Source organism: Dietzia sp. DQ11-71, from assembly GCF_014144995.1.
GTDB lineage: Bacteria > Actinomycetota > Actinomycetes > Mycobacteriales > Mycobacteriaceae > Dietzia > Dietzia kunjamensis.
On the sequence record NZ_JAALDT010000270.1, the window covers coordinates 1 to 2,404 of the forward strand.

1 protein-coding gene and 1 pseudogene are annotated in these 2,404 nt (G+C 69.7%); both read left to right on the forward strand.

Features of this window, described 5'->3' with window-relative positions:
• Positions 1-902 precede the first annotated feature (902 nt).
• The gene (locus G6023_RS10150) at positions 903-1,772 is read left to right on the forward strand and encodes an alpha/beta fold hydrolase (protein WP_182635337.1); all 870 of its coding nucleotides are present in this window, start codon (positions 903-905) and stop codon (positions 1,770-1,772) included.
• A gap of 111 nt (positions 1,773-1,883) precedes the next feature.
• Positions 1,884-2,404 (forward strand): annotated as a pseudogene (locus G6023_RS10155) (hypothetical protein); the annotation flags it as partial.

The following is a 2,404-nucleotide window of genomic DNA, read 5'->3' on the forward strand; positions in this document are numbered from 1 at the left end:
ACATGGCCGACGTGCTCCCCGCGCGAGCGGGGATGGTCCCCGCCACCACCTGACCACCTCGCCAGGCTCGGGGTGCTCCCCGCGCGAGCGGGGATGGTCCCGAGGACTGTCGTACCTGCGGGGCACAATTCGAGTAGTCCCCGCGCGAGCGGGGATGGTCCGACGGCGGACGTGGCGATCGCGGTGCGGCCGTGGTGCTCCCCGCGCGAGCGGGGATGGTCCCAGCAGGGCTTGCGCCCACAGGGTGAGGTTGAAGGTGCTCCCCGCGCGAGCGGGGATGGTCCCGAGGACTGTCGTACCTGCGGGGCACAATTCGAGTAGTCCCCGCGCGAGCGGGGATGGTTCTACCTCGGCTTGCAGTACACGGCTGGCGCCGCTGTGAACCCATTGCGAGCGAAAGGGATCGGCAGTGATCGAGTTCTACTGGAATTAGCCAACGTGTTTGCAGCAACGCTATTCCTGCCTTGTAGGGCTGGCAACCTAACCGCGCGGCGCGCGTAACCAGAGTGCGTCGACAGTGGGACCGTCTACGCGGCGACCCCGGACGCCACCGCGTTCCTCGACCGCGTCATGAGGTGATCGCGGGGCCGGCGGCCGCGCGGCCAGGGCGTGGGGCTGGGGTCGCGGGCCGGGTGTGGGGCCGGGGTGGCCGGGCGGCCACCGCTACCCCCATCTACACCGGGTGTCCATATGTGGCGTTTCATAACTGCTGGCCAACGGCATCGGGGCGGGGCACGGCAATGTGACACCCGTCATAATTGTTACCGACTTGTCACCCAGCGCGATTTCAGGTTAGAGTTTCGCCATCGCCGCGCGGGGATGTTTCAGGGACTCCCCGCGCGGCTGACTTAATTTCGGACGACGGTGGGATTCCTAGAACCTGTTCTAGTAGCGTGGACGTCATGAGCGCCCTCGACTTCGAGTCCACCAGCAAGACCATCACCGCCGGCCGCTTCGAGCTGCACTACCACGAGGCGGGCGAGCAGAGCGTCGCCGAGCCCGAGAGCGCGGTCCCCGTCCTCTTCCTGCACGGATCCGGCCCCGGCGTGACCGCGTGGTCCAACTTCGCCGGCAACTTCCCCGTCTTCGCCGAGCGTTTCCACACCATCCTGCTGGACATGCCGGGATTCGGGAAGAGCTCCGACCTGGAGTGGGAGAAGGCCTACCCGCTCATCGCCGCCGAGGCTATCGACGCGTTCTGCGAGGCCAAGGGCATCGAGAAGGTCGACATCATCGGTAACTCCATGGGCGGCAACGTCGCCTGCGAGACCGCTCTGGCCTACCCGCACCGGGTCCGCAAGATGGCGCTCATGGGCCCCGGCGGCCTGGCCGCTCCCCTGTTCACGCCCGAGCCGAGCGAGGGATCGCGCCGGCTGTTCGAGTTCCTCGCGGAGCCGTCCGACAAGGCCATGGCAGCCTGGGTCGACACGATGGTCGGCAACAAGAAGGTGGTGGACGAGGACCTCATCCGCACCCGCACCGAGGCCGCCACCGCCCCGGGCGCCGTCGAGCGGATGTACTCCGTGTTCGGCTCGATCCTCAAGCCCGAGAACGCCTACACGCCGCTGTACGCCCGCGCCTCGCAGATCCGGCAGGAGACCATGCTCATCTGGGGCCGCGACGACCGCATGCTCCCCTACGAGCAGGCCCACTTCGCCTTCCGCCAGCTCCCGCGCGCCGAGCTCCACGCCTTCTCCCGCTGTGGCCACTGGGCGATGATCGAGCAGAAGGACAAGTTCGAGCGCCTCGTGATCGACTTCCTGCTCAACTGATCCGGCGGCCGTGCGGGCTGGGCGGCGGTGCGGGCGTGGTGGCCGGTCGGGGCAGTGCCGGGGCAGTGCCGGGGCAGTGCTGCGGCAGGGGCGAGGCGTTAGCCTCGGACCATGACCGACACGCCGCAGCCCGACCAGCCCGCCGTCGACCCGCAGACCGGCGAGGACCTGTCGTGGAAGCAGACCCCGGTGGCGATCGTCCTGCTCGACCGGCCCGCCCCCGGCCACGACGAGGTCGGTGAACTGCTCACCGAGATCTTCGAGGGGTCGTACGAGGTCGAGCGGGGCAGCGACGACGACCCCGCCACCGCCGTCTACGTCGAGGACGCGACGGTCATCGTGTCCGCGGTCGACGCGCCGGTGCCGGAGGCCATCGAGTACACGCGTGACCTGGCCGCCTGGAACGGCGGCGAGGCCGTGGTGGAGTCGCACCGGTCCCAGGTCGTCGTGGCCGCGTTCCGGTGGGGACCGATCGGGGACGACGGCGAGCCGGGCGAACCCGAGTACCTGGACCCCCGGCTCGACACGCTCCGTTGCGAGCTGGCGGTTGCGAACGTCACGGCGGCCCTGACCGCGCTGCCCGGCGCGGTGGCTGTGAGCGTGGGCGGCGCCGCGGCGACCCTGCCGGCCGG

Coding starts and splice junctions, on each gene's coding strand:
- G6023_RS10150 (WP_182635337.1), top strand. CDS start 903: ATGAGCGCCCTCGACTTCGAGTCCACCAGCAAGACCATCACCGCCGGC.